Below are 20,720 nucleotides of genomic sequence, written 5' to 3'. Positions count from 1 at the left end.
CATTAGATTTACAAGACGGGCGGGTCGAGAAACTGAAACCGTTATCAAGTTTCTCCCGGGCCGTGATTCCGGCCCCCCCGCTGGGCGGGATCCGGGAATGCCGAGGGGCCGCACCGCGCCGTCCCCTCGCGGGGGAGCGGACGCCGTGCGGCCCCTCGTAGGAAGGCGGGGTGCGCCTACTTCTTCGCGGCGTAGCGCTTCTTGATGTCCTTGCCGATGATGTACTTCATGACCTCGGACGTGCCGCCGTAGATCGTCTGGATGCGGCTGTCGCGGAAGGCACGACCGATCGGGTACTCGAGCATATAGCCGTAGCCGCCGTGGAGCTGGAGGCAGCGGTTGATGACCTCGAGCTGGAGCTCCGCACCGACGAGCTTGGCCTTCGACGCCTCGACCGCGGTGAGCTCGTCCTCGTTGAGGGCGAGCGCGCAGCGATCGACGTAGGCCTCGAACGCATCGACGCGCGCCTCGAGCTCGGCGAGGACGAACTGCGTGTTCTGCAGATCGCCCAGGGTGCCGCCGAACATCTCGCGCTCGAACACGTACTTCGAGGTCCAGTCGAGTGCGGCGCGGGCGCCGGCGAGGCCGCCGGTGGCGATCCCCATGCGCTCATACGGCAGGTTCGTCATGAGGTGGATGAAGCCCTTGCCCTCCTCGCCCAGGAGGTTCGCGTGGGGGACGCGGACATCGCTGAAGGACATCTCCGAGGTGTCCTGCGCAGCGAGGCCGACCTTGTCGAGGTTGCGACCGCGCTCGAAGCCGGGGGTGTCGCAGTCCACGATGAAGAGCGAGACGCCCTTCGATGCCGGCACGTCCGGGTTCGAGCGGGCCACGACGACGACCCAGTCGCAGTTCTGACCGTTGGTGATGAAGGTCTTCGCGCCGTTGATGACCCACTCGTCGCCGTCGCGCACCGCGCGGGTCTTGATGTTCTGCAGGTCCGAGCCCGCGCCGGGCTCCGTCATCGCGATCGCGGCGATCTTCTCACCGGCCGCGAGCCCCGGCAGGTAGCGCTGCCGCTGCTCGTCGTTGGCGAAGGACTCGAAGTAGCCGGGCACGATGCCGTCGGACACGCCCCAGCCGGAGGTCGCGGAGCCGAAGCCGCGCTTGGCGACCTCCTCGCCGCGGACCATCTCGAAGCGGTAGTCCTTGATGCCCGAGCCGCCATACTCCTCGGGCAGGGAGAAGCCGATGACGCCGGCGTCGGCGGCGGCCTTCCACATCGAGCGGTCGACGATCTTGTTCTTCTCCCACTCGTCGAAGTGGGGGGCGACCTCTTTGTCGAGGAAGGCCGCCACGGTGGCGCGGAAGTCCTCGTGGTCGGCGGTGTACAGATTGCGCTTCATCGCACTCTCCTGGTTCTCGGTCGGCTGCGGACGGGGCCGCTCAGAGCAGCTCGAGGATGGTGGCGTTGGCCTGGCCGCCGCCCTCGCACATCGTCTGCAGCCCGTACTTGATGTCGTTGTTGACCATGTTGTGGACCATGGTCGTCATGAGGCGCGCGCCGGAGCCGCCGAGCGGGTGGCCCATGGCGATCGCACCGCCGTGCGGGTTGAGCTTCTCCGGGTCCGCGCCGAGGTCCTTGAGCCAGGCGAGCGGGACCGAGGCGAAGGCCTCGTTGACCTCGAAGGTGCCGATGTCGGAGATCGACAGGCCGGACTTCGCGAGCGCCTTCTGGGTGGCCGGGATCGGAGCGGTGAGCATGATCACCGGGTCGGATCCGGCGAGCACCGCGGTGTGCACCCGCACGAGCGGCTTGAGGCCGAGCTCCTTGGCGCGCTCCGAGCTCATGATGAGCAGGGCGGCGGTGCCGTCGGAGATCTGCGAGGCGTTGCCGGCGGTGACGACGCCGTCCTCCTTGAACACCGTGCCCAGCTTGCCGAGCTTCTCCAGGGTGCCGCCGCGGCGAATCCCCTCGTCGGCGGTGATGAGGCCGTGCTCGGTCTCGACCGGGACGATCTGGGACTCGAAGGCGCCGGAGTCGGTGGCGGCGGCGGCGCGCTCGTGGGAGAGCAGCGCGAAGCTGTCCATCGCCTTGCGGTCGAAGCCCCAGCGCTCGGCGATCATCTCAGCGCCCACGCCCTGGTTGGGCTTGGTGTTGTCGTAGCGGGCCATGAACTTCTCGCCGTAGGGGTTCTTGCCCTGCGAGGAGGAGCCCATGGGGTTGCGGGACATCGACTCGACGCCGCCGGCGACGACGATGTCGTACTGGCCGGCGATGACACCGGCGGCGGCGAAGTGGACGGCCTGCTGCGAGGAGCCGCACTGGCGGTCGACGGTGACGCCGGTGACGGTCTCGGGGAAGCCGGCGGACAGGGCGGCGGTGCGCGCGATGTCACCGGTCTGCTCGCCGGCCTGGGTGACGCAGCCCCAGACGACGTCGTCGATGAGCTCGGGATCGACGCCCGAGGTCTTCACGAGATCCTCGAGGACGAGGGCGGAGAGGTCGGCGGGGTGGATGCCGGAGAGCACACCCTCGCGCTTTCCGGTCGGGGTGCGGCGGGCTGCGACGATCACTGCATCGGTCATGGGAACTCCTCTGTTCGTGCGGGATGCGGTCCTGCTCGGGTGTGCGGGGGCGGTTCGGACGGCGGCCGGGGTGCCCGAGGCGGAGCGGCGCAGGGCGCGGAGCCGGGGCCGGTCCGATCCGCGCAGGCGGTCGGCGTTGACTTATCGCGCGTTCAGCTTCACATATCCGACAAAAACAGTCAATATGGACTGGTAAGCAATCCGACTGCGCACACACGCGTTCATTCGACGAGGAGTCAACGACATGCAGATCAAGGACCAGGTGGCATTCGTCACCGGCGGAGCTTCGGGCCTCGGGCTCGCGACCGTCAAGCGGATCATCGCCCAGGGCGGCAAGGCCGTCGTGTTCGACCTCAAGGGCGAGGAGGCCGTGGCTGAGTTCGGCGACAGCGCGATCTTCGTCGCCGGCGACGTCACGGATGAGGAGCAGGTGGCGGCGGCGATCGAGCGCACCTCCGAGCTCGGCGACCTCCGCATGGTGATCAACTGCGCGGGGATCGGCAACGCGATCCGGGTGTCGGGCAAGCAGGGCCCGTTCCCGCTCGACGCCTTCAACAAGGTCATCCAGGTCAACCTCGTGGGCACCTTCAACGTCCTCCGCCTCGCGGCCGCCCACATGCAGAAGATCGAGCCGCTGGGCGAGGAGCGCGGCGTCATCGTCAACACCGCCTCCGCCGCCGCCTTCGACGGGCAGGTCGGCCAGGCGGCGTACTCGGCGTCGAAGGCCGGGGTGGCCGGCATGACCCTGCCGATCGCGCGCGACCTCGCCTCCTCGTTCATCCGCGTCGTCACCATCGCCCCGGGCATCTTCAAGACCCCGATGATGCTCGGCGCCTCGGAGGAGACGCTCAAGTCGCTCGGCCAGCAGGTGCCGCACCCCTCGCGGCTCGGTGAGCCCGACGAGTACGGTGCGCTCGCGCAGCACATCATCGAGAACCCCATGCTCAACGGTGAGACGATCCGGCTCGACGGCTCGATCCGGATGGCGCCGCGCTGAGAATTCAACGGGCGCACGGGCCGGTGACGGGCGAGCAGATGCCGCAGGGCGCCTCGGGAGCGGATCCCGGGGCGCTTCGCGGCGACCCCGCCGGCGGCCAGGAACGCGGGCGGCTGGCGCGGGAGGAGATCCTGTCCGCGGCGATCGCCTGCCTGCTCGAGGACGGCTACGCGGCGACGACGACCATGCGCGTGCAGATGCGCGCCGGGGTGTCGCGCGGCAAGCTGCTCCACCACTTCCCGTCCAAGCGGGCGCTCATCACCGCCTCGATCCGCCGGCTCGCCGCCGACCGGCTCGACACGAGCACCGCGGACTACTCGACCGCCCCGCCGGAGACCGAGGTGCCCGCGCGTGTGCGCTGGGCGATCGGCACGATCTGGCTCACCTTCTTCCACCCGAACTTCTGGGCCGCGCTCGAGACCTGGATCGCCGCCCGCACCGACCCCGACCTCGCACGTGAGCTCGTCGACCACGAGAAGCAGGTACTCCTGCGGGTGCGGGAGAACACGCACCGGATCTTCGGCGCCACGATCTGCGCCGACCCCGCGTTCCCCGCGATGCTCGACGTCGTGTTCACGAGCATGCGCGGGATGGCCCTGACCTACACCTTCTCCGGCCGCAATCCCGACACCGAGCCGATGATCAACACCTGGGTGCGCACCGCGCTCGCGCTCCTCGGGACCGAGGACTGAGATCGTGGTGCCGCCCGCGGATCGCCCCACCGCTGACGCCGGGGGCGGCAGCGGCTCCGGCGCGGGCACCGCCGGCGTGCGCGGTCGGGGTGGCATCGGGTCCGCGCTCGACGGCTTCCCAGCGGTCGGTGCCTCGGCCCCGGCAGGCAGGCCTGCCCCGCCCACCTGATTTGCCCCATCCGCCCATCCTCAGAGGAGCATCAATGGAGATCGCCGCCCACCTGACCGGACCCACCTACGGGTCCACGATCAAGCGCACCCTCGAGCGCCACCCCGACCGCATCGCATTCTCCGACGCCCGGGGGCAGCAGACCTATGCCGAGGTGCTCGACCTCATCGGCCGGTACCAGGCGGTGCTGAGCGCGGCGGGCCTCGAACGCGGGGACGGCGTGGCCGCCCTCGGCGCCAACCGCTACGAGGTCTGGGTGCTCGGCGCGGCCGTGCAGTCGCTCGGCCTTTACATCACCTGGCTCCACCCGATGGGTTCGCTCGCCGACCAGACCTTCCAGATCGGGGACTCGCAGGTCAAGGCGCTCGTCGTCGACGAATCCACGTATGGGGAGCGCGGTCGCGAGCTTCAGCAGGTGGCCGAGGATGCCGGGCTGCAGATGTGGACGATGAGCCCCGCGGATTTCGTCACCGACCTCGAGACGGCGGCCACCGCTGTCGGCCCGCAGCCCATGCGCCTCGCCGCCGAGCACACCGATCTCAGCATCATCAACTACACCGGCGGCACCACCGGCCGGCCCAAGGGCGCCTACCGGCGGCAGTTCAACCTGGGGCCGTCGACCGCGGACATCCTCGCCGACTTCGAGCTGCCGGAGACCCCGCGCTACCTCCTCATCCCGCCCATGAGCCACGTCGCCGGGACGAACGTGCTGCCGACGCTCATCAAGGGCGGCACCGTCCACCTCATGTCCGGGTTCGACCCGGCTGCCGTGCTCGAGACGATCGAGCGGGAGAGCATCAACTTCACCCTGTTCGTCCCGACGATGGTCTACGCGCTGCTCGACCATCCCGACCTCGACACCCGCGACACCTCGAGCCTCGAGTACATCCTCTACGGCGCCTCGCCGATGTCGGAGAGCCGGCTGCGCGAGGGCATCGAGCGGACCGGCCGGTGTTCGGGCAGCTCTACGGGCAGACCGAGTGCTACCCGGTGTCGGTGCTGTCGAAGGAGGACCACCAGGACCCGGCGCTCCTCCTGTCGTGCGGCAAGCCGGTGGAGTCCGTCGACGTCCGCATCCTCGACCCGCTGGGCGAGGAGGTGCCGCTCGGGGAGTCCGGCGAGCTGTGCGTGCGCGGCCGCGGTGCGATGAGCGGCTACTGGCGCCGCGACGACCTCACCGCGGAGACGATCGTCGACGGCTGGCTGCACACCGGGGACATCGCGCGGATGGACGAGCAGGGATACCTGTTCATCGTCGATCGGAAGAAGGACATGATCATCTCCGGCGGGTTCAACGTCTACCCGCGGGAGGTCGAGGACGCCCTCGCCACCCACCCGGCGGTGTCGCAGTCGGCGGTGCTCGGGATCCCCGACGAGAAGTGGGGCGAGCAGGTCACGGCGGCGGTCATCCTCAAGTCCGGCGCGAGCGCGAGCGAGGAGGAGCTCATCACCGTGGTCAAGGATCTCAAGGGTGCGGTGCAGGCGCCCAAGCAGGTGCTCATCGTCGACTCCCTGCCGCAGACCGCGGTCGGCAAGGTCAACAAGCGGGCCCTGCGCGACCAGCTCACCGGCGACTGACCTCCCCTCCGAGAGTGCAATTCTCGAAGGTTTCTGTGAACAGATCCTTCAGAATTTGCACTCTCACCCCGGTTGCAGCGGCTGGTGCCGCGGCCGGGGGAGCGGTGGGAGGGCGTTCTTCCTGCGAAAGGAGTACCGATGTCCGGGCAGCTGATCAAGCGGCGGTTCGCCGCCTTCCTCCGCGGGATCAACGTCGGCGGTGCACACCGGCTGCCCATGGCCGAGGTGCGCGCTGTGCTCGCCGAGCTCGGAGCCTCGGACGTGGCGACGTACATCCAGTCGGGGAACATCGTGTTCACCGGGGAGGCCGGTGCGGGTGAAGATCTTGCGGGTGACGATCCTGCGGGAGCAGACCTGGCGGCCGGCGGCGGTGAGCACGACGGTGACAGCGACACCGATGCCGCCGCGGCCGAGGCGTGGGCCGTGCGCATCGCCGCTGCGCTCGAGCAGCACGCCGGTTTCCCGGTCCCGACCGCGGTGCGCTCCGCCGAGGCGCTCGTCGCCGCCCGGCAGGCCTGCCCCTACGCGCCGGACGACCCGCGGTTCTGCCACCTGATCCTGCTCGAGTCCGGGCCGCCGGCCGGTGCGTTCGAGGAGATCCGGGCGCTCACCTCGGGCACGGACACCGAGGTGGCGGTGGAGGGGGCGACGGCCTACCTCCACACCCCGGGTGGGTTGTCGGCGTCGAAGCCGGCAGCGGCGATCAGCCGGCGCCTCGGCGGCACGGCCCGCAATCTGCGTACCGTCAACGCGGTCATCGACCGGTTGTGAGCGGGGCGGCACGCGCGCGAACTTCGATCGCGATTCCGTGGGGGCACGGCAGCGGGGTGACGGGGCTCGTCTGAACCCGGAGCGCACGCGAATGAACCCGGTACGCGCGCGAACCGCGGAGTATCCCGATCAAGGCGCTCAATTGCGCGCTCGGTTCCGGATACCGCGCAGTTCGCGCACTGCTCCGCGGCGAAGTGCATCTGGAGGCGGCGCATCCGCGCTCAGTGCATCTCTTGCAGGACCCGCTGCAGCGCACTGACTGTGCGAAAAACGGCGTTTCCGCTCTCAGGAACCTTCGAAAATTGAGGTCTCAGGGGCGGATGGTGATGGTGATTTTGGCGGCTCCCTCACCGTGGGCGCGGGTCGCCTCGAGCGCACGGGGCACGTCCTCGAGCCCCATCCGCACCTGCGTCATGTGGTCGACCCTGACTGCGCCGGTGCGAATCGCCTCGAGCGCCTCGTGGAAGCACCACTGACCGGGTTCACCCTGCGCGTTGGAGAACCATTCGACGGTGACCGACTTGCGGAACGCCGCCATCGTCGGGAAGGTCCCCTCCCAGGTCTCGGGGTAGCCGAAGGCCCCCACGACGCCGCGGTGACGCGCGAGCTCGACGGCCTGCGCGCGCGTGGCGTCGAGCCCGGCGGCCTCGACGACGAGGTCGACACCCTCCGGATGCGCCCCGGCGACGACCGCGTCGAGCTCATCGGCGTGAACGGCCCGCGCCCCGAGCTCGCGCCCGAACCCGATCCGCGCGGCATCGACGTCGGAGGCGTACACCTCGACCCCGCGGGCCCGGAGCAGCTGGGTGAAGAACTGGCCGGCGGAGCCGAGGCCGAGCACCGCGGCGGTCCGCGTGCCCTCACGCCAGTACTTGGCGAGCGCGGCGATCGTGCAGCCGAGCTGCTGGGCCATGAGGGCCCGCTCGAGCACGTCGTCCTCTCGCAGCGGGATGACGGAGCCGGCGTCGATCGCCTGGTACTGAGCGAAGCATCCGCCGAGGCGCCCGCTCGGCACCGTGATGACGCGCATGCCTGGGGAGAGCGCGCCCGGGGTGGTCTCGCCGTCCGCGCCTGTGAGGTGGACGTCCGCGCCCACCGCGACGATCGTGCCCGCGCCCTCGTGTCCCGGGTAGCCCGGTGCGTCGAGCATCTCCGGGCGGTGGAAGCCGTCGAGCGCGAGGTGCACGTCGGATCCGCACACCGAGGCGTACGCCATCTCGACGAGCACCTGTCCGGGTCCCGGCACGGGCACCGGGAAGTCGGCGACCCCGTAGCTCAGGCCCCGGCCCTCCAGCCCCGTCCCGGAACGGGCGGGCACGGGCTGCTCGGCCGCGAGGCTCTCATCGAGTGTGAGGCGCGCCGCCCGCATCGTCGCCGGCAGCGGCTGCGCGGCAGTCACTGCTTCGCCTCGATCCACAGCCCCTCCGCGCGCACCCGCACCTCGCCGTGGCAGGTGACCTCGCCCTCGAGGAAGCGCTTGCGGCCCTCCTGCTGGGCGACCCGGCCGGTGACCACGAGCGGCTCACCCACCGGGGTCGCCGCGTCGTACTGCACGTTGAGGTAGCGGGTGTAGGCGCGCGGCGCATCCCCGGAGTTCGCCGCATTGCCGAGCACGTGGTCGAGCATGAGCGCGACGACCCCGCCGTGCACCCGACCGGGAGGGCCCTGGTACTGCAGCGGCAGCGTGAGCGAGCAGCGGGACTCCTCGCCGTCCCAGCGGATGTCCATCGGCGGGGCGATCGGATTCCGCGCCGAGGACGCCGGGGTGATGTCGTGCTCGATGTGGCTGCGCTGCGGGTGCGGGTCGTCGAGGGTGACCGCCGCCGGGTCGGCCGCCGCGGTCGCGAGCTTCTCCGCGATGAACGCGGTGTGCTCGGCGAGGCGGGCGTCGTCGGTCTCCGAGACGAGCGTGTGGATGAGCTCGCGGGTGAGTCGGGCGGTGTGTTCGGCGAAGTGCGATGCGGTCATGATCCTCATCCGGGTCGAGGGCGGGGTCTGGGCTGGTCGGGGGTTGGTCGGGTCGGCCAGTGTCGGTCTGTCCGGTCCGACCCGTCCCGGCAGGTCCGGCCGGACCGACCGGGCCGAGGGCGGGTCTTGTGTCCGGCCGGGTTTCCCACTAACGTTTCTGAACAAGCGTTCGGTAAGATTGATTGTAGTCCTCAACCGCCGGTTCACAAGGGTGTGCCGGCGACGCGGCCGGTCGGTCCGTCCGGACGCCCGGCCGACGCGGCAGTTTCCGAGCACGAGGAAGTGATGTGCATGTACCCAGGCAAGTGGGCGGCGACGACCCCCGACAAGCCGGCCGTGATCATGGCCGACACCGGTGAGACCCTCACCTACGCCGAGCTCGAGGGCCGCTCCCTGCGGCTCGCCAACCACTTCCGTGCGCTCGGCCTGCAGCCCGGGGACCACGTCGCGATGATCGCGGAGAACCGGATGGAGATCATCGAGGCGTACTGGGCGGCCCTGCGCAGCGGCACGTTCATCACCGTCGTCAACCAGCACCTCACGCCCGCGGAGAGCTCCTACATCATCCACGACTGCGACGCCTCCGTCGTCCTCGTCTCCACCGGGCTGAAGTCCGCGCACGAGCTCAACGAGGAGTGCGCCGACATCCCGCACCGGATCGCCGTGGGCGGCCCGCTGCCGGGTGCGGAGGAGTACGAGGCGGTGCTCGCCGCCGCAAGCCCCGAGCGTCCGGACCACGAGCCGCGCGGCGACGACATGCTCTACTCCTCGGGCACCACCGGCCGGCCCAAGGGGATCCTGCCGACGCTCAAGGACCAGTCCGTCGAGGACGAGAACGTCCCGCTCATCCAGCTCTTCACCGCCCTCTACGGGTTCGGCGAGGACACCGTCTACCTGTCCCCGGCCCCGCTCTACCACGCCGCCCCGATCCGCTTCGTGATGACGACCCACGCCCGCGGCGGCACCGTGATCGTGATGCCGAAGTTCGACGCGGAGACCGCGCTCGGCCTCATCGAGGAGCACGGCGTCACCCACTCGCAGTGGGTGCCGACGATGTTCATCCGGATGCTCAAGCTGCCCGCCGAGGTGCGCGAGAAGTACGACGTGTCCAGCATGAGGGCCGCCATCCACGCCGCCGCGCCCTGCCCGATCGAGGTCAAGCGCGCGATGATCGAGTGGTGGGGCCCGGTGATCAACGAATACTACGCCGCCACCGAGTCCAACGGCATCACCGTGATCAACAGCGAGGAGTCCCTGCGCAAGCCCGGCTCCGTGGGCCGCGACGGACTCATGGGCATCGCCCACATCTGCGGGCCCGACGGCGAGGAGCTGCCGCCCGGCGAGGTCGGCACGATCTACTTCGAGGCCGACCCGGACAAGGACCTCTTCGTCTACTACAAGGACGAGGCCAAGACCGCCGGCACCCGGCATCCCGTCCACGAGCGCTGGACGACGATCGGCGACCTCGGCCACCTCGACGAGGACCGGTTCCTCTTCATGGCCGAGCGCAAGAGCTTCCTCATCATCACCGGCGGGGTGAACATCTACCCGCAGGAGGTCGAGAGCGAGCTCGCGCTCCACCCCGACGTCAAGGACGTCGCGGTAATCGCCGAACCGGACGAGGAGCTCGGCGAGATCGCCGTGGCCTACATCGAGGCCGAGGACCACGTGCGCCCCGGCGAGGATCTCGCCGAGCAGATCCGGACCTGGCTGGCCGACCACGTCGCCCGCTACAAGATCCCGCGGAAGTTCTACTTCATCGACGAGATGCCCCGCACCCCCACCGGCAAGCTCGTCAAACGCAAGCTCACCGAGCAGGCGCCCGCCTAGCCGGACCCGCGGGCACCTCGGCGCCGGCAGCCCGGCCCGAGGCACCCACCCCCCCCACCCGACACACCGCACCCGAACCCCGACAGAGAGAAGACAGACACATGAAGGCCATCCACGTCACCCGCCTCGACGGACCCGAGGCCGTCGAATTCGTCGACGCCGAGCGTCCCGTCCCCGGCCCCGGCGAGGTCCTCATCGAGGTCGCCGTCGCCGGCGTCACCTTCCCCGAACTGCTGCAGACCCGCGGCATGTACCAGGTGCGCCACGAGCTGCCGTTCGTGCTCGGCTCCGAGGCCGCGGGCACCGTCGTCGAGGTCGGTGAAGGCTCCCGCTTCGCCGTCGGCGACCGCGTCGCCGCGATCACCGGCAAGGGCACCTTCGCGGAGTACCTCGTCGCCGCCGACCAGCAGACCGTCAAGGTCCCGGACCCGGTCAGCCTCGCCCACGCCGCCGGGATGCCGATGAACCTCCTCACCGCCGACTTCTCGCTGCGCGTGCGCGGCAACGTCCAGCCCGGCCAGACGGTGCTCGTGCACGGGGCCGCCGGCGGACTCGGCTCGGCCGGCGTGCAGCTCGCGCTCGCGATGGGCCTCGAGGTCGTCGCCGTCGTGTCGACCGACGACAAGGCCGCGATGGTCAAGGAGCTCGGCGCGCACCACGTCGTCAAGGCCGAGGGCTTCAAGGACGCCGTCCTCGAGATCTTCCCCGACGGCGTCGACGTCGTCTACGACCCGGTGGGCGGCGACCGCTTCACCGACTCGCTGCGCTGCCTCAAGCGCTTCGGGCACCTCCAGGTGCTCGGCTTCACCGCCGGCGAGATCCCCACCGTCAAGGTCAACCGCCTGCTGCTGAAGAACATCTCCGTCGTGGGCGTGGCCTGGGGCGAGGCGACCCGCGGCAACCCGAACCTCATCGCCGAGCAGTGGGAGGTGATCTCCGAGCACGTCGCCGCCGGCCGCCTCAACCCGCACATCCACGCGACCTACCCGCTCGAGCAGGCGGGTGCGGCGATCTCCGAGCTCGACAACCGGGCCGTGCTCGGCAAGGTCCTCCTCGAGGTCAAGCCCGAGGCCTGAGCCTGCGACCCGCTCGGCGCCGGCATTCCGGCCCCCGGGCGGGTCCTCCCGGCCCGGCCCGGCCGAGCCCTCACCCGCACTCCACAGACGAAAGGTCCGATCATGGCCGATCAGCACGATCAGCACCTCAAGGTCACCGTCGACGACGGTGTCATGACCATTCAGTTCATCCGCCCGCAGGCGCTCAATGCGGTCACCCGCGAGGTCGCCGCCGCCCTCGAAGCGGCGGTCGACCGGGCCGCGACCGAGGCGCGCGCGGTCGTCATCACCGGCGACGAGCGCTCCTTCTGCTCCGGTGCCGACCTCGGCGGCGACTCCGCGGCCGGCGGTGAGCGCAAGGGCGTCGGCCTCGACATCATCAACGCGATCATCCGCAAGATCCGCGACCTCAAGGTCCCGACCATCGCCGCGGTGTCCGGTCCGGCCGCTGGCGTGGGCTGCTCCTTCGCGCTCATCTGCGACTACGTCGTGATGAGCGAGGACTCCTACCTCATGCTCGCCTTCACCAAGATCGGCCTCATGCCCGACGGGGGCGCGACCGCCCTCGTCGCCGCCTCGGCCGGGCGCCACCGCGCGCTGCGCATGGCGCTCACCGCGGAGAAGGTCAAGGCCGCCACCGCCCTCGACTGGGGACTGGCCACCGAGGTCGCTCCCGGTGGGACCTACCTCGAACGGGCGCGGGAGATCGCCGCCCGGTTCGCCACCGGCCCCACGCTGTCGCTCGGGGAGACCGAGTACGCCGTCAACCAGGTCGCGCTGTCCGAGCTCGACTCCGCCCTCGACCGCGAGGCCGAGGGCCAGTCGCGCCTGCAGGGCAGCGCCGACTTCGCCGAGGGCGTCGCCGCCTTCCGGGAGAAGCGCGCCGCGAAGTTCGAAGGGAAGTGACCGACGATGGCTGATTTCCTCAACCTCGAAGGTCACGTCGCCGTGGTCACCGGCGGCAACAACGGCATCGGCCTCGGGATGGCCCGCGGGCTCGCGCAGGCGGGCGCCTCGGTCGCGATCTGGGGCCGGAACACCGAGCGCAATGCCGCCGCGGAGTCCGAGCTCTCACAGCTCGCCCCCGTCAAGTCCTTCGCCTGCGACGTGTCCGACCCCGCCCAGGTCCAGGCCGCGATGGCGGGCACGATCGAGGCGTTCGGACGCGTCGACTCGCTCATTGCGAACGCGGGGATCGGCGGGAAGAAGGGGCCGTTCCACGAGATGACGATCGACGAGTTCCACGACGTCGCGGCGGTCAACGTCGACGGCGTGGTGTTGAGCTTCCAGGCCGCGATCAAGCAGATGATCGCTCAGGAGTCCGGCGGCTCGCTTGTCGCGGTGAGCTCGCTCGCCGGCATCGAGGGCGCGGCGACGAACGTCCACTACGGCGCGACCAAGGGCGCGGTGCTCGCGATCATGCGCGGTCTGGCGACCGAGTACGCGCGCTACGGCATCCGCACCAATGCGATCCTGCCCGGCTGGATCGCGACCGACATGACGAGCGCGGCGGTGGGCAACGACACCTTCACCGAGAAGGTCATCAAGCGCGTGCCGATCCGCCGCTGGGGCACCCCGGAGGACTTCGCGGCCGCCGCGGTGTACCTCGCCGGGCCCGGCAGCGCCTACACCAACGGTCAGCAGTTCGTCATCGACGGCGGGTACTCGGTCTTCTGAGCGCGCGCCCGCGCCCCAGCAGCTGCGCTCCAGCACCTGAGCGCCACCCCACCCGAGCGAGAGGACGAGGATGTCCGAGTACACCCACATCACCTACGAGGTGAGCGAGCAGATCGCCACCATCACCATCGATTCCCCGCAGACCAAGAACGCGTTCACCGCGCTCATGGGCCAGGAGCTCATCGCGGCGTTCCGGAAGGCGGACGCCGACGACGGCGTCAAGGTCGTCGTGTTCACCGGCAAGGGGCGGTTCTTCTGCCCCGGCGCGGACCTGTCCGGCGGCGCGGACACCTTCGACTACGACGCGCGCGAATCCGCCGCGGTCGACGTCGCCGGCGACGGCGGGGAGACGATCGAGGGCGTGCGCCGCGACGGCGGAGGCCGGGTGTCGCTCGCGATCGCGGCGATGCGCAAGCCGGTGATCGTCGCGTTCAACGGCGCCGGAGTGGGCGTCGGCTCGACGATGACGCTGCCGTGCGACATCCGGATCGCGAGCGAGGACGCGAAGTTCGGCTTCGTGTTCGCCAAGCGCGGGATCATGCCCGAGGCGGCCTCGACGTGGTTCCTGCCGCGCGTCGTCGGCATCAACCGGGCACTCGAATGGGTGTACACCGGGCGCGTGTTCGGCCCGCAGGAGGCGCTCGAGGCGGGACTCGTGTCCCGCGTGGTGCCTGCCGGCGAGCTCATGGACACGACCTACGCGGTCGCCCGGGAGCTCGTCGAGGGCTCCTCGGCGCTCACCATGGCCGCCGGCCGCAAGATGCTGTGGGGGATGCTCGGTGCGGATTCGCCGTGGGAGGCGCACCGCCTCGACTCGCGCGGGATCTACGAGCTCGGCCGGATGTCGGACGCGAAGGAAGGCGTGACCTCGTTCCTCGAGAAGCGTCCGCCGGAGTTCCCCGCCCGCATCCCCGCGGACTACCCCGAGTGGCTGCCCGACTTCCCGGGACCGCAGCCGGTGGAGTGACGCCCGCCGAGGTGCAGGCCGGTGCCGAGGTGCGGGCCGGTGCCGAGGTGTGAGTCGAGATCGAGGTGCCGGCACGGTTCGAGCAGCGGGCCGGGGATCGCAGCAGCGGTCCCCGACCCGTTCTCGTCCCCACGGCACATGCCCGGGTGCGTGATGTGATCGGGAACGTGACCGGCCCTGCCGGCGGGCATCTCGGCGGCGGTCCGGGTACGTGGCCCGGAACGTGACCAGCCCTGCCGGCGGGCGCCTCGGCGGCGGTCGACGAAGAAACGTTAGCCTTTAGTCCGGAATGTGAGCGTGACGCCGATCGCGCGATACGATTTCACTCGCACCACCAGCACCGCACCATCCGGCCACAGCGAAGTGAGAAGGAGCTCCGATGCTCAGAGGAATCCCGTCGACCATGGGCGACAACTACCCATTGAACATCAGCTCCCTGCTCACGCACGCGGCGACCGTGTTCCCGGACACGGAGATCGTCCACCGGAGCATCGACGGCGCCTGGCACCGCACCGACTACGGGCACATGCGCCGCCGCGTCGCGCAGCTCGCCCACGCCTTCGACGAGCTCGGGATCGGCGCCGGCACCATGGCCGGCGTGCTCGACTGGAACCAGCTGCGCCACTTCGAGCTCTACTTCGCCGTCCCCTCGGTGGGCGCGACGATGCTCCAGATGAACCTCCGCCTGGCCCCGGCCGACCTCGTCTACGTCGTCGAGCACTCGCAGGCGGAATGGGTGTTCGTCGACGAATCGCTCCTGCCGATCGCCGAGCAGCTCGCGCAGAAGGAGGAGGTCCGCTCCACCGTCAAGGGCTGGGTGGTGATGACGGACAAACCGTCGTCGGAGATCTCGACCACCCTGGACAACGTCCACTTCTACGAGGACCTGCTCGCCGGCCGGCCGGAGGAGTACGACTGGCAGTTCATCGAGGAGACGACCGCCAGCTACGCCGGATACACCACCGGCACCACCGGTCGCCCCAAGGGCATCTACTACTCCCACCGCTCGATGTACCTCCACACCTTCGGCATCATGAACGCCCTGAAGATGGGCTACACCGACACCGTCATGCCGGTCACCCCGATGTTCCACGTGGTGTCCTGGGGCATCCCGCAGGCTGCGGTCGCCGCCGGGGCCCGCGTCGTGCTGCCCGGCCGCTTCACCGCCGACAACATCGGCGACGTCGCCGAGGCGCTCATCAGCGAGGGCGTGACCGTCGCCAATGGCGCGCCGTCCCTGTTCGCACCGATCCTCGAGTACATCAAGGCGCTGCCGGAGACCCCCGATCTGTCCCGCGCCCGCCTGGTGTCCGGGGCCACCGAGCCGCCGCTGTCGCTCATGAAGGGCTTCTCCGACCTCACCGGCGCGCAGATCATCCACGCCTACGGGGCGAGCGAGACGAGCCCCGTGGTGTCCGTGAACTGGCAGATCAAGCCCGACCTCGGCGAGCTGTCCGAGGCGGAGCGCTGGGACCTCAAGCGCTCGCAGGGACTGCCGGTCGCCGGCGTCGAGATGAAGATCGCCGACCCCACCGGCGTCGAGCTGCCGCGCGACGGCAAGAGCGTGGGCGAGGTGTTCCTCCGCGGACCGTGGATCACCACGAGCTACCACCAGCTCGCCGACAACGACGAGCGCTTCCACGACGGCTGGTGGCGCTCCGGCGACGTCGGCGTCATCACCCCGGCCGGCTACCTCAAGCTCACCGACCGGCTCAAGGACGTCATCAAGTCCGGCGGCGAATGGATCTCCTCGATCGACATGGAGAACGGGATCCTCGACCACCCGAACGTGCTCGAGGCCGCGGTCATCGGCGTGCCGGACGAGAAGTACCAGGAGCGGCCGGTCGCCTACGTCGTCCCGCGCGAGGGCCAGGACGTCACGCGCGAGGACATCGCCGAGGTGCTCGGCGAGCGCTTCGCCAGATGGCAGCTGCCCGACCAGGTCATCATCGTCGAGGAGCTGCCGCGCACCTCGGTGGGCAAGCTCGACAAGAAGCTGCTCCGCGCGAACTGGAGCGAGTGAGATGAGCGTCGACCCCGTGGGCGAGCCCCGCAGCGGGCTCGAGTTCGGCGACACCGCCGAGGTGACCACGGCCGTCGTCAAGGCCGTCGGGTATCCGATGGCCGAGCTCCGCACGCTGTTCGACACCGCGTTCTCCGGCCTGTTCCCGGTGCTCGGGCTGCGCGGCGTCCACCCGGCGGGCCCGGCGTTCGCGCTGTACCACCGGATGCCCGACGACACCGTGGACATCGAGGTCGGTGTGCCGATCGAGGCCGACCTCGGCGAGCCCGCGGAGCTCGACGGTGATCTCGTCGTCGAGCAGTCGCGGATCCCTGCCGGGCGCGTCGCCGCGATCAGCCACCTCGGCGGCTACGAGGGCCTGGGGCAGGCGTGGGACGAGTTCATGGCCGCGGTCGAGCGCAGCGGGGCGAGCCCGCGGCTGCCGTTCTGGGAGGTCTACGTCACCGAGCCGAGCCCGGAGGCGGATCCCGCGACCATGCGCACCGACCTCTTCACCTTCGTGGAGTAGCCGGCGGCTGGTGCCCAGGGGTGCCGGTCCCAGGCGGGGCCGGCGATGACCCGGGCGCCGGGATCGAACGGGCTCGGCGCACAGTTCCGCGCGAACTTCCCACGAAAACTGCAAGGGCCCGCCGAACCTGTACAGGAATCGTGGGACCTTGCAGTATTCGTGGGACATTCGATGTCCGACTGTCGAGGGGGAGCAACCGTCAGGCGCGGAGGTCGCGCTCAGGCGAAGCAGCTGCGCTCAGGCGCGGGGGCCGGCCTCCTCGGCGGTGCTGATCTCGTCCTCGGCGAGCGGGCCGTCGTCGGGGTGGGTGAAGAGGTAGACGCCGGTCTTGAGGAATCCGCTGACCTCCCAGCCGTCGCCCAGCAGTCCCGTCGCCGCGTCGCGCAGCGCCATCCGCCAGCGGGTGGCGAGCTCGGCGTCATCGCCGCGCAGCGATTCGACGTCGGCCGGGATCCGCGCAGCGGCGACCTCGGTGCTGCGTGGCACCTCGCTGAGCACCGGTTCGCCGGCCTCGCCCAGGTCGAGGGCGTAGACCGCGCGCTCGAGCGCCTCCTCGTCGAGCATCGGCCGCTTGGCCGGGCGATCGAGCCGCCACGACACGAGGAGCCGGTCGGAGGCCTGGCCCTCGTTGACGCCGTCGCGCATCTGGCCGTAGAAGTCCTCGAAGTACTCGAGCGCGTTGACGCCCAGGCGGGTGAAGTTGAAGTACGCGTTGCGGGAGATCAGCGGGTCGAAGGTCCAGGTCATCTGCCGGATGCCGCGGTTGAGGCACCACAGCCGCTGGTGGAGCTTCATCGCCGCCCCGGTGCCGCGGCCCACCTGCTCGTGGCGCACGCCGGCGATGTGCGAATGCATCATCTTGCCCAGCGGCTCGCCGAAGAACCCGACCGTGACGCCGATCATCGAGCCGTCCTCGGAGTCGAAAGCCCCGGCCACGTAGTTCCCCGAGTGGGCGAGCGCGATGAGCAGCCCCGGCTCGAGCTGCGTGGTGCCGGCGCGGCCGACGTTCCACACCTCGTCGAGGAGGAGGGACGCCTCGGCGGCCTCCTGCGCGGAGTGCAGTGCCCGCATGGTGATCCCGGCGGACTCCTGGGCGGCGGCAAGTTCGTCCTCGGCGATCGCGAGGACCTTCGAATCTACAGAGCTCATGGCCTCATTCTGCCACTCGTCGGCCGGTCGAGGTACCGCCCGGCCCGGCGGCGGTTCCGACAACGGCTCGGTGGCGGACGGCGAGCGAGCGAGTACCCTGCTCGCATGAGCGATTCGGATCTCGATCTGACCCATGTCGACGTGCCCGCTGCCGGTGGTGCCCCGCCCTCCGGTGGATCCGATCGGCCCGCCGCCGGGAATCAGGCGGCCCGTGCCGGGCAGCCCCGGCTCGGCCCGGTGGCCGTGGTGGGCGCCGGCACGATCGGACTGTCATGGGCGCGGCTGTTCGCCTCCTGCGGGGCGCCCGTGCGGATCTTCGACCCGCGCCCCGACCTCGCCGAGGTGTGCGCCGGGATCGTCGCCGAGGCACCCGAGTGCGCGGATCTGCTCATCGTGGCCAAGTGCCTCGGCGATGCGGTCGACGGGGTGCGCCTGGTCCAGGAGAGCGGGCCGGAGGACCCGGCGGCCAAGACCCAGCTGTTCGCCGACCTCGCCGAGTACGCCCCGGACGAGGCGCTCCTCGTGTCCTCGTCCTCGGCGATCACCGCGTCCACGATCGCAGCCCGGATGACCGATGCGGACGCCGCCCGCGTGCTCATCGCCCACCCTTTCAACCCGCCCCATGTCATGCCGCTCGTCGAGATCGTGCCGGGGGAGCGGACCGCACCGGAGTCGGTGGAGCGCGCGCTCGCGATCTACCGGCGCTGCGGCAAGGAACCCGTCGTGCTGCGGGCCGAGGCGGCCGGCTTCGTGGGGAACCGGCTGCAGAACGCGGTGCTGCGGGAGGGGCTCGATGCGGGTCCTCCTCGCGGCTCCGGGCCCGGTGCTCAGACCGCGGCGCGGAAGAAGTAGCTCGTGCGCTTCGCGATGAGGCCGGCGTCGTCGAAGACGAAGAAGTCGGCGAACCCCTCGTGCGCCTCGGCGCCGGACTTGAGCACGCCGTCGAACCGGCCGCGGACGGCCGCCCGGTTGCCGTCGGCGATGATCTCGTCGAGGGTGTGCGCGCCGGACTCGATGACCCGCGCGCCGTGGTAGAACTCGCTGATCTGCGCGCCGGTGAGGGTGTCGTAGCCCGGCCGGTTGTAGGTGCCGTCGGGTGCGAACAGCGCCGCGGTGGCGGCCGGGTCCCCGGCATCGACGGTGTCGTAGTAGGTGCGGGCGAGCGCCTCGGCGGCGGCCATGTGAACTCCTTCGTCCGGATGCGGCGGGACTGCCGGCGCACGGTGCGCGCGAGCCGTCGTCAGCAGTCTACTCATCCGACTCGTCCCGCGATCGCTGTGACCTGTCTCACCAGGCGGGCGTCGGTGGCTTCGCGGTTGCCAGGCCTGGAATGCGGGGCATAGCGTGGGTAGAGGACCTTCAACGCAGAGGAGCGTGCACATGTCGAAGTACCAGGTCGTCAATCCTGCCACCGGCGAGGTGGTCGAGGAATACCCCACCGCCACCGATGCGCAGATCACCGATGCGCTCGAGCGCTCGCACCAGGCCTACGCCTCATGGCGTGAGACCCCGATCGAGGAGCGCACCAAGGTGCTGGCCCGCGTCGCGGAGATCTACAACGAGCGCTCCGAGGAGCTCGCGAAGATCATCCAGCTCGAGATGGGCAAGGCGGTTCCGGAGGGCCAGGGCGAGATCGCGCTCGTCGGCCTCATCTACAACTACTTCGCCGACAACGCGAAGGCCTTCATCGAGGAGGAGAAGCTCAAGGGCCCGAAGAACGCCGAGGCCTACATCCTCCGCCGTCCGGTGGGCTCGCTGCTCGGCATCATGCCGTGGAACTTCCCCTACTACCAGGTCGCCCGCTTCGCCGCTCCGAACCTGGCGCTGGGCAACACGATCATCCTCAAGCACGCGCCGCAGTGCCCCAAGTCCGCGGCCGTGATGGAGCAGATCTTCCAGGATGCCGGCCTCCCGGCGGACGCCTACATCAACGTCTACGCGACAAATGAGCAGGTCTCCGACGTCATCCTGCCCGACCCGCGCAACCAGGGCGTGTCGCTGACCGGCTCCGAGCGCGCCGGCTCGGCCGTCGCCGCGGCGGCGGGCAAGAACCTCAAGAAGGTCGTGCTCGAGCTCGGCGGATCCGATCCGTACATCCTGCTCGACTCGCCGGACCTCGACGCGACGGTGAAGACCTTCTTCGGCACCCGCATGGGCAACACCGGCCAGGCGTGCAACTCGCCCAAGCGCATGATCGTCATGGACGACATGTACGACGAGTTCGTCGAGAAGCTCACCGCCGTCGCCAAGGAGGCGACGCCGGAGGACCCGACCGCGGAGGGCTCGAAGCTCTCGCCGCTGTCGAGCCTCGCGGCCAAGGAGCGCTTCATGGAGCAGGTCCAGGCCACGATCGCCGACGGTGCGACCATTCACGCCGGCGAGGGCGACTACGACACCCCCGGTGCCTTCGTGAAGCCGGTCGTGCTCACCGACGTCAAGCCCGGCAAGCGCGGCTACCACGAGGAGCTGTTCGGCCCGGCGTTCATGGTGTTCAAGGCATCGAGCGAGGAAGAGGCCATCGAGCTCGCCAACGACACCCCGTTCGGGCTCGGTTCGGCCGTGTTCTCCGCCGACGTCGACAAGGCCGCGAAGGTCGGTTCGCAGATCGACGCGGGCATGGTCTTCATCAACAGCCCCGAGCAGTCGCGTGAGTTCCTGCCCTTCGGCGGGGTCAAGCGCTCCGGCGTCGGCCGTGAGCTCGGGCCGCTCGCGATGGACGAGTTCTGCAACAAGCAGCTGTTCTACAAGCAGCAGTGATCGCGCAGCTCCTCGCGCGGGCCTGATCGGGTGGACCGATCGGTTCGGGT

The 20,720-nt window shown here is 70.1% G+C and carries 19 protein-coding genes and 1 pseudogene; 14 read left to right on the top strand and 6 right to left on the bottom strand.

What is annotated here, in order from left to right:
• Positions 1–176: 176 nt before the first annotated feature.
• A complete protein-coding gene (locus MTQ12_RS01040; protein WP_247423254.1) occupies positions 177–1,346 on the bottom strand; it encodes an acyl-CoA dehydrogenase family protein in 1,170 nt (389 codons plus the stop codon).
• Between the two features lie 40 nt (positions 1,347–1,386).
• Positions 1,387–2,529, bottom strand: coding sequence for a thiolase family protein (locus tag MTQ12_RS01035; RefSeq protein WP_247423252.1), 1,143 nt, complete (start codon positions 2,527–2,529; stop codon positions 1,387–1,389).
• Between the two features lie 244 nt (positions 2,530–2,773).
• On the opposite strand from MTQ12_RS01035, the gene MTQ12_RS01030 reads away from it, so the two are divergent.
• From MTQ12_RS01030 to MTQ12_RS01010, 5 genes and pseudogenes are all read left to right on the top strand, one after another.
• A complete protein-coding gene (locus MTQ12_RS01030; protein WP_247423250.1) occupies positions 2,774–3,526 on the top strand; it encodes a 3-hydroxyacyl-CoA dehydrogenase in 753 nt (250 codons plus the stop codon).
• A 23-nt stretch (positions 3,527–3,549) separates the two neighbouring features.
• Positions 3,550–4,218 carry a TetR/AcrR family transcriptional regulator gene (locus tag MTQ12_RS01025; protein ID WP_247423248.1) on the top strand — a complete coding sequence of 223 codons (669 nt, stop codon included), beginning with the start codon at positions 3,550–3,552 and terminating at the stop codon, positions 4,216–4,218.
• A 203-nt stretch (positions 4,219–4,421) separates the two neighbouring features.
• Positions 4,422–5,488 (top strand): annotated as a pseudogene (locus MTQ12_RS01020) (AMP-binding protein); the annotation flags it as partial.
• A gap of 45 nt (positions 5,489–5,533) precedes the next feature.
• Positions 5,534–5,965 carry a hypothetical protein gene (locus MTQ12_RS14925; RefSeq protein WP_348983834.1) on the top strand — a complete coding sequence of 144 codons (432 nt, stop codon included), beginning with the start codon at positions 5,534–5,536 and terminating at the stop codon, positions 5,963–5,965.
• Positions 5,966–6,103: 138 nt separating this feature from the next.
• Positions 6,104–6,736, top strand: coding sequence for a DUF1697 domain-containing protein (locus MTQ12_RS01010; RefSeq protein WP_247423246.1), 633 nt, complete (start codon positions 6,104–6,106; stop codon positions 6,734–6,736).
• Positions 6,737–7,046: 310 nt separating this feature from the next.
• Here the strand turns inward: MTQ12_RS01010 and MTQ12_RS01005 are convergent, their stop codons facing one another.
• Entirely contained in the window at positions 7,047–8,135 is a 1,089-nt protein-coding gene (locus MTQ12_RS01005) for a zinc-binding dehydrogenase (RefSeq protein ID WP_247423244.1), read from the bottom strand.
• On the bottom strand, positions 8,132–8,704 hold the full coding sequence (locus tag MTQ12_RS01000; protein ID WP_247423242.1) for a PaaI family thioesterase: 573 nt from the start codon (positions 8,702–8,704) through the stop codon (positions 8,132–8,134). The genes MTQ12_RS01005 and MTQ12_RS01000 overlap by 4 nt, the downstream gene beginning before the upstream one ends.
• A gap of 285 nt (positions 8,705–8,989) precedes the next feature.
• On the opposite strand from MTQ12_RS01000, the gene MTQ12_RS00995 reads away from it, so the two are divergent.
• The 7 genes from MTQ12_RS00995 to MTQ12_RS00965 all read left to right on the top strand — a co-directional run bounded on the left by MTQ12_RS00995 (position 8,990) and on the right by MTQ12_RS00965 (position 16,764).
• A complete protein-coding gene (locus MTQ12_RS00995; protein ID WP_247423239.1) occupies positions 8,990–10,534 on the top strand; it encodes an acyl-CoA synthetase in 1,545 nt (514 codons plus the stop codon).
• Positions 10,535–10,635: 101 nt separating this feature from the next.
• A complete protein-coding gene (locus tag MTQ12_RS00990; RefSeq protein WP_247423237.1) occupies positions 10,636–11,610 on the top strand; it encodes an NADPH:quinone oxidoreductase family protein in 975 nt (324 codons plus the stop codon).
• Positions 11,611–11,712: 102 nt separating this feature from the next.
• Entirely contained in the window at positions 11,713–12,495 is a 783-nt protein-coding gene (locus MTQ12_RS00985; protein ID WP_247423235.1) for an enoyl-CoA hydratase-related protein, read from the top strand.
• Between the two features lie 6 nt (positions 12,496–12,501).
• Complete coding sequence (locus MTQ12_RS00980) at positions 12,502–13,266, top strand: glucose 1-dehydrogenase (RefSeq protein WP_247423233.1); 765 nt, start codon at positions 12,502–12,504, stop codon at positions 13,264–13,266.
• Positions 13,267–13,336: 70 nt separating this feature from the next.
• The gene (locus MTQ12_RS00975) at positions 13,337–14,233 is read left to right on the top strand and encodes a crotonase/enoyl-CoA hydratase family protein (protein ID WP_247423231.1); all 897 of its coding nucleotides are present in this window, start codon (positions 13,337–13,339) and stop codon (positions 14,231–14,233) included.
• Positions 14,234–14,612: 379 nt separating this feature from the next.
• Positions 14,613–16,256: a long-chain-fatty-acid--CoA ligase gene (locus MTQ12_RS00970; RefSeq protein ID WP_247423230.1), complete on the top strand. Its 1,644-nt coding sequence runs from the start codon at positions 14,613–14,615 to the stop codon at positions 16,254–16,256.
• A gap of 1 nt (position 16,257) precedes the next feature.
• A complete protein-coding gene (locus MTQ12_RS00965; protein WP_247423229.1) occupies positions 16,258–16,764 on the top strand; it encodes a GyrI-like domain-containing protein in 507 nt (168 codons plus the stop codon).
• 237 nt (positions 16,765–17,001) lie between these two features.
• On the opposite strand, the gene MTQ12_RS00960 is transcribed toward MTQ12_RS00965, so the two are convergent.
• On the bottom strand, positions 17,002–17,913 hold the full coding sequence (locus tag MTQ12_RS00960; protein ID WP_247423228.1) for a hypothetical protein: 912 nt from the start codon (positions 17,911–17,913) through the stop codon (positions 17,002–17,004).
• Between the two features lie 105 nt (positions 17,914–18,018).
• Here MTQ12_RS00960 and MTQ12_RS00955 point away from each other — a divergent pair, with 105 nt between their 5' ends.
• Positions 18,019–18,765, top strand: coding sequence for a 3-hydroxyacyl-CoA dehydrogenase NAD-binding domain-containing protein (locus tag MTQ12_RS00955; RefSeq protein WP_247423227.1), 747 nt, complete (start codon positions 18,019–18,021; stop codon positions 18,763–18,765).
• Here MTQ12_RS00955 and MTQ12_RS00950 read toward each other — a convergent pair.
• Positions 18,741–19,094, bottom strand: a complete 354-nt coding sequence (locus MTQ12_RS00950; RefSeq protein WP_247423226.1) for a nuclear transport factor 2 family protein — start codon at positions 19,092–19,094, stop codon at positions 18,741–18,743. The genes MTQ12_RS00955 and MTQ12_RS00950 overlap by 25 nt on opposite strands.
• Positions 19,095–19,293: 199 nt before the next feature.
• Here MTQ12_RS00950 and MTQ12_RS00945 point away from each other — a divergent pair, with 199 nt between their 5' ends.
• Positions 19,294–20,670, top strand: a complete 1,377-nt coding sequence (locus MTQ12_RS00945) for an NAD-dependent succinate-semialdehyde dehydrogenase (protein WP_247423225.1) — start codon at positions 19,294–19,296, stop codon at positions 20,668–20,670.
• Positions 20,671–20,720 lie beyond the last annotated feature (50 nt).

This window comes from Brevibacterium sp. R8603A2 (genome assembly GCF_023072605.1).
In the GTDB taxonomy this organism is placed as follows: Bacteria; Actinomycetota; Actinomycetes; order Actinomycetales; family Brevibacteriaceae; genus Brevibacterium; species Brevibacterium pityocampae.
This window is presented reverse-complemented; position numbering and strand designations above follow the sequence as displayed.